The following is a 6038-nucleotide window of genomic DNA, read 5'->3' as shown; positions in this document are numbered from 1 at the left end:
CCCCTCGGCGCCCGGGGCCCCTCACGGCATCAGATTCAGCCGTCAGACGTCAGCCATCAGGCGTCAGGCGTCAGCCGTTGCGCTTCCAGCGCGGCTTGTCGTCCCGGCGGCCGAAGGTGCCCGTGCCGGTACCGGTGCCAGTACCACCACGGTGGTCGTCGCGGCGACCGGTCGGACGCTCGTGCCCACCGGCCCGGAAGCCGGGGCGGTCGCCCTGCCGGTCGCGGTTGAACGGCCGGTCGCTGCCCCGGTGCCCGCCCCGCTCGTCACGCCGCTCGAAGGGGCGCGCCGGACGGTCGTCCCGGCGGAAGCCACCGCGGTCATCGCGCCGCTGCTCGAACGAACGGCCACCCCGGTCGTCCCGACGGTCATCACGGCGGTCATCACGCCGGTCGTCACGACGCTCGAAGGAACGTCCGCCACGGTCGTCCCGACGGTCGGAGGAGCGACCCCCACGGTCGTCGCGCCGGTCACGGTTGTTGTCCCGGTCGTCCCGACGGAAACCACCACGGTCGTCCCGACGCTGCTCGAACGAACGGCCACCCCGGTCGTCCCGACGGTCATCCCGCCGGAATCCACCGCGGTCGTCCCGCCGGTCATCACGGCGATCGTCCCGACGCTCCGGCCGCTCAGCGCGCTCAGCCCGCTCAGCCCGCTCGTACGACGACGAACCCGTCCCCGTCCGCTGCTCCGTCTCCCGCGCCACCGGCTGCTCGGGCACCGACACGGACACCGGCACCACTGCCTCCGTCTCCGCCTCCGCTCCCGTCTCCGCCACCACGGATCGCGCCTCGGTGATCGCGGTCTCCGGGTCCTCGCCGCGCTCGCGGGCGGCGCGGGCGGTCAGCCGGTCGGCCTCGCCGCGCAGCTCGGTCGCGCGCCGCTGCGCCCGCTCCAGCTCCTTGGTGAGCTGGGTCACCTCACGCTCGGCCTGCTGGGCGGCGTTCCCGGCGGACTCGGCCTGGACCTCGGTCATCGAACGGGCGCCGGTGATCTCGGCGACCTCCGGCTCGAACGCGCCCGCGCTCTGGATGATGTGGCGCGAGGCGTCGACGCCCGCGTCCTCCATCAGCCGGAAGATCTGCCGGCGCTGGTGCGGCAGCGAGAGGGAGACGACGGTGCCGGTACGGCCCGCGCGGGCGGTACGGCCGGCCCGGTGCAGGTAGTCCTTGTGGTCACCGGCCGGGTCCACGTTCAGGACGAGGTCGATGCCGTCGACGTGGATGCCGCGCGCGGCGACATCGGTGGCGACGAGGACATTGACGTACCCGTCCTTGAAGTCGGCCAGCGTCCGGGTGCGCGCGCCCTGGGTCATGCCGCCGTGCAGCGCCTCGGCCTTGGCGCCCGCGTCCCGCAGCTGCTCGGCGACCCGGTCGGCGCCGAGCTGGGTGCGGACGAAGATGATGGTGCGGCCCTTGCGGGAGGCGATCGCGGCGGTGACCGGCGCCTTGTCCTTGGGCTTCACGATCAGGATGTGGTGGGACATGGTCGTCACCGCGCCCTGCGCCGCGTCGACCTCGTGCAGGACGGGCGCGTGGAGGTAGCGGTCGACGAGAGTCTTGATCTCGTTCTCCATGGTCGCGGAGAACAGCATCCGCTGACCGCCCGCCGGAATCTGGTCCAGCAGCTCGGTGACCTCGGGCAGGAAGCCCAGGTCGGACATCTGGTCGGCCTCGTCGAGGACGGCGATCCGCACGTCCTCCAGGGAGCAGGCGCCGCGGTTGATGATGTCCCGCAGCCGCCCGGGGGTGGCGACGAGGATGTCGACGCCCTTCTCCAGGGCGTAGATCTGGTTACCCATGGACGTACCGCCGCAGACCACCTTCATCCGCAGGCCGAGCACATCGCCGTACGGCTGGAGCGCGTCGGCGACCTGCATGGCCAGTTCACGGGTCGGGGTGAGGATGACCGCGCGGGGCTTCTTGCGCTCGGTGCGACCGCCCGCGAGCGTGGCCAGGGTCGGCAGCCCGAAGGAGAGGGTCTTGCCGGAACCGGTACGGCCCCGGCCGAGAATGTCCTTGCCCTCCAGCGCGTCCGGGATGGTCGCGGCCTGGATCGGGAAGGGGACGGTCACGCCGTTCTGCGCGAGCTTGCGCACGACGCCCTCGGGAAGACCGAGGGTGCTGAAGGTGATCTCGGGCTCGGCGTCCGGGTCGGCGGCGGTGTCGCCGCCTTCGGTGTCGAGGTCACCGTCGGTGTCGACGGTGTCGGCCGCTTCGGCCTGGGCATCGCCCTCAAGGTCGGCCTGGACCTCGTCCTGGGGGCCGGCCTGGGTCTCGACCTGAGTGTCGGCCTGAGCCTCGGACCGAGTCTCGGCCTGGGTGTCGTCCTGGAACGCGCCCTCAGGGGCACCGTCCTCGGGTACGACGACGTGATCGGCAGTGGAAATGGACATGCGAATGCGAAACCTTCCGGAGTCTCGTCGGCACGCGCCCGTCAACTCCGTGATTCGCACCACGACCGCCTCAATGCGGTCTGCCACGGCAAGGGAGAGAACGCGCCACACGGCGCGCTCTGCGATGGCGCCGGGCAAATGGGATCAAACGATCTACCACCATACGCACCCGAAGCCCGGCTAGGCAAATCGATACCCGACCCCCGCCATCCCGCCCATCAAACCGGCTGATCACACCGGCCCGCACCACAGCCCCACCCGTACATCCCCCCGTACATCCCCTAGTACGTCCGCCCGTCCGCCCCTCACACCGGCACCCCCGCCTGCGGCGCCGGCTCCCGCTGCACCAGTTGCGGGCCCGTCTGCTCGTGCGCGGAGGACGACGGCTCGGCGACCGTCGGCTCGGGCGAGGCGGGCGGCTCCGGCGACGGCTCCGGCGGCTGCGGCTCCTCGGTCGTACGGGTCGGCGTCGGCAGCGGTTTGGGCGGCACCGGATCGCCGCCCGGCGCCACCGTCCGTCCGGGGCCGACCGGCGCCGGCACGGAGGCACCCGGCAGGGCCGACGCGGACGCCGACGGCGCCCCTGATTCCCCCGGCTCCCCCTCGTCCTCCTCGCCGTCCCCGTCCTTCTTCCGCCCGTCCTTGCCGTCCCCGTGCCCGTCCGGGACGCCGCCCGCCGCCCCGCCGCCGAACCCGACGCCGTCGCCCGGGACCACCACGCCCCCGTCGGGCGCCTCGCCGCCCTGCTGCCCCGCCGAGTGCGACGGTTCGGCCCGCCGGCCTTCGTCGTCGCCGACGCTCATACAGCCGGCAGCCGCGGCGACTGCCACCACGGCGGCGGCCAGGCGGACGGGAACGTACAAGGAGCCCACGAGAGCCACCTCCGAGGGGGTGAACGAAGTCAACGTGCCCAACTCCCCCCGCCCGCAAGAGGACACGCGCGCGGTACGCCCTTGTCCCACGCCCTCCCCGATCTCACCCGAACCCCACCCGAACCCCACCCGAATTCCACCGGAACCCCACCGGAACCCCACTCGGAGGACGCCCTGACGACACCCCGACGACGTCCCCGCAACGCCCCGGCGCCGCTCGAAATCCCGTATCCGCCCCGTTCCCCCGCCCATCCCGGACAATGAACGTGTGCTGGAGATGACACGCGAGACGTTCGAAGAGCTGGTGAGCGAGGCGCTGGACCGGATCCCGCCCGAGCTGACGCGGGTCATGGACAACGTGGCGGTGTTCGTGGAGGACGAACCCGCCCCCGACGACCCCGACCTGCTGGGCCTGTACGAGGGGACCCCGCTCACCGAGCGCGGCGAGTGGTACGCCGGGGTGCTGCCGGACCGGATCAGCATCTACATGGGCCCCACCCTGCGCTACTGCGAGACCCCCGAGGACGTGGTCCACGAGGTGGCGGTGACCGTCATCCACGAGGTGGCCCACCACTTCGGCATCGAGGACGAACGCCTCCACGAACTCGGCTGGGGCTGACCCCCCAGGCCCCCCAGACCCCCAGCCCTCCCAGGAGCCCCCGGGCCCCCAGGCCCTCCAGGCCCCCCATACGGCATACGGCACCGCATATCCGCCCTCGAACATGGGCATACGGGATCAATGGCCCGCGTCCCCGACCGCCTCGCCCGCCGCACCCCGAAGAAGCCCCGCCCGCTCCCCCAGCCGGTCCTCGAACTCGTACCGCAGGCCAGGCCCTGGATCCGGGGCCTGGGCTTGATAGCGGTCGTGATGCTGGGCGCGTGGCTCGGGCTGCTGGTCGTCGGGAATGTGCGGGTGCCGATCGGGCCGATGGACACGACGATGACCCTGCGCCCGTCCACCAGCGGCGGCACGAAGATCAATGTGTCCCCGCTGGGGGCGCTGCACCTGGACAGCCATGTCGCGCCGGTCCGGCTGGACGTGAACGTCGACCAGCTGGACCCGGTCCGCTCCCAGGCCCTGGTGGACCACCCGGAGCGGCTCTCCGGCCTCCAGGAGGAGGTGGCCCAGGACGTCGGCCACGGCGCCCTCGACCTGGCGGTGCGCTCCTGCGTCGCCGTGGTGGTCGGCGCGACCGCCCTCGGCCTGGTGGTCTACCGCCGCCCGCGCCGCGCGCTCGGCGCCGGCGGCCTCGCCCTGGCGCTGCTGGGGGCGTCGGCCGGGACGGCGTACGCCACCTGGAACCCGAAGTCGGTCCTGGAGCCGCGCTTCTCGGGCCTGCTCTCCTCGGCCCCCTCCGTGGTCGGCGACGCGCGCAGCATCGTCACGGAGTTCGACGTGTACCAGAAGGAGCTGGCCCGGCTGGTGACGAACGTGACCAAGCTGTACGACGCCACCTCCACGCTCCCCGCGTACGCGCCCGACCCGTCCACGATCCGGGTGCTGCATGTCTCGGACATCCATCTGAACCCGGCGAGCTGGAAGATCATCGGCTCGCTGGTGAAGCAGTACAAGGTGAATGTGATCGTGGACTCCGGCGACACCATGGACCACGGCTCGGCGGCGGAGAACGGCTTCCTGGACCCGATCGAGGATCTGGGGGCGCCGTATGTCTGGGTCCGCGGCAATCACGACTCGGGCCTCACCCAGGAGTACATGGAGGACCTCAAGAACGTCCACGTCCTGGACGACGGCCGCGCGGTGACCGTGGCCGGGCTGCGGTTCGCGGGGATGGGCGACCCGCAGTTCAGCCCGGACCGAACGGCCACGGAAGGCGGCGAGCAGTCCCAGACGCTGGCCGGCGCCCGTCTCGCCTCCGCGCTGCGCGACCAGCGGCAGGCGGGTACGCCGGTGGACATCGCCATCGCCCATGAGCCGGACGCCGCCCGCGAGACGGACGGCGAGGTCCCGCTCGTCCTGGCCGGCCACCTGCACCACCAGGAGATGGAGGTGATGCGGTACGGCACCCGGCTGCGGATCGAGGGCACGACGGGCGGCAGCGGTCTGCGCGCCCTGGAGCAGAAGAACCCCGACCCCATCGAGGCCTCGATCCTCTATTTCGACCGCGACACCCGCCGCCTCCAGGCCTGGGACGAGATCCGTCTGGGCGGCCTGGGCCTGACCACGGCGGAGGTCAGCCGCCACCTCCCGGAGGAGAACCGGCCCGGAGCCACCCCGTCCCCCACGGAGTCCTCGACGGCGACCACAGCGCCCTCTTCGCCGACCACAGGACCCTCCCCGGCCACCCCGAGCACTCCGGCCGCCACGCCGGACGCCCAAACCCCGCCGGGCGCCACAACCCCTCAACCCGGCCCCCCACCCTCCCCATAACCGTTTTGGCGATACCTCCCGCCATCCCATATGCTTCTCACGTCCCCGACGCGCTGAGAAGCGCCCAGGCGGGCCGATAGCCCTCATCGTCTAGCGGCCTAGGACGCCGCCCTTTCAAGGCGGTAGCACGGGTTCGAATCCCGTTGGGGGCACGCAACACCGTGTGCGACACTGTCGTACACAACGCTTGGTCCTGTGGAGCAGCTTGGAGTGCTCGCCACCCTGTCAAGGTGGAGGCCGCGGGTTCAAATCCCGTCAGGACCGCTGGTGTTTCACGTGAAACACCGTGGCTGGGTAGCTCAGTTGGTACGAGCGTCCGCCTGAAAAGCGGAAGGTCGCCGGTTCGACCCCGGCCCCAGCCACCGCAGCCCTGACCAGGGCA

4 protein-coding genes and 3 tRNA genes are annotated in these 6038 nt (G+C 72.0%); 5 read left to right on the top strand and 2 right to left on the bottom strand.

The annotated features are described in order from the left end of the window. Positions 1-70: 70 nt before the first annotated feature. A complete protein-coding gene (locus tag ACFXAZ_RS27960; RefSeq protein ID WP_384596823.1) occupies positions 71-2395 on the bottom strand; it encodes a DEAD/DEAH box helicase in 2325 nt (774 codons plus the stop codon). A 305-nt stretch (positions 2396-2700) separates the two neighbouring features. Beyond that, on the bottom strand, positions 2701-3267 hold the full coding sequence (locus ACFXAZ_RS27955) for a hypothetical protein (RefSeq protein WP_384596821.1): 567 nt from the start codon (positions 3265-3267) through the stop codon (positions 2701-2703). Between the two features lie 268 nt (positions 3268-3535). On the opposite strand from ACFXAZ_RS27955, the gene ACFXAZ_RS27950 reads away from it, so the two are divergent. From ACFXAZ_RS27950 to ACFXAZ_RS27930, 5 genes are all read left to right on the top strand, one after another. Further along, the gene (locus tag ACFXAZ_RS27950; RefSeq protein WP_382682242.1) at positions 3536-3886 is read left to right on the top strand and encodes a metallopeptidase family protein; all 351 of its coding nucleotides are present in this window, start codon (positions 3536-3538) and stop codon (positions 3884-3886) included. A 120-nt stretch (positions 3887-4006) separates the two neighbouring features. Next, entirely contained in the window at positions 4007-5656 is a 1650-nt protein-coding gene (locus tag ACFXAZ_RS27945) for a metallophosphoesterase (RefSeq protein ID WP_384596819.1), read from the top strand. 79 nt (positions 5657-5735) lie between these two features. Then, positions 5736-5808: transfer RNA gene (locus ACFXAZ_RS27940), tRNA-Glu, on the top strand. A 37-nt stretch (positions 5809-5845) separates the two neighbouring features. Next, positions 5846-5920, top strand: a tRNA-Asp gene (locus ACFXAZ_RS27935). A gap of 24 nt (positions 5921-5944) precedes the next feature. Beyond that, positions 5945-6018, top strand: a tRNA-Phe gene (locus ACFXAZ_RS27930). The last annotated feature ends 20 nt before the right edge of the window (positions 6019-6038 follow it).

This window comes from Streptomyces sp. NPDC059477, assembly GCF_042749375.1.
Lineage (GTDB): Bacteria > Actinomycetota > Actinomycetes > Streptomycetales > Streptomycetaceae > Streptomyces.
The sequence above is the reverse complement of the archived record's forward strand: the minus strand, read 5'-3'. Positions and strand labels throughout refer to the sequence as shown.

Coding starts and splice junctions, on each gene's coding strand:
- ACFXAZ_RS27945 (WP_384596819.1), top strand. CDS start 4,007: ATGGCCCGCGTCCCCGACCGCCTCGCCCGCCGCACCCCGAAGAAGCCC.
- ACFXAZ_RS27960 (WP_384596823.1), bottom strand. CDS start 2,395: ATGTCCATTTCCACTGCCGATCACGTCGTCGTACCCGAGGACGGTGCC.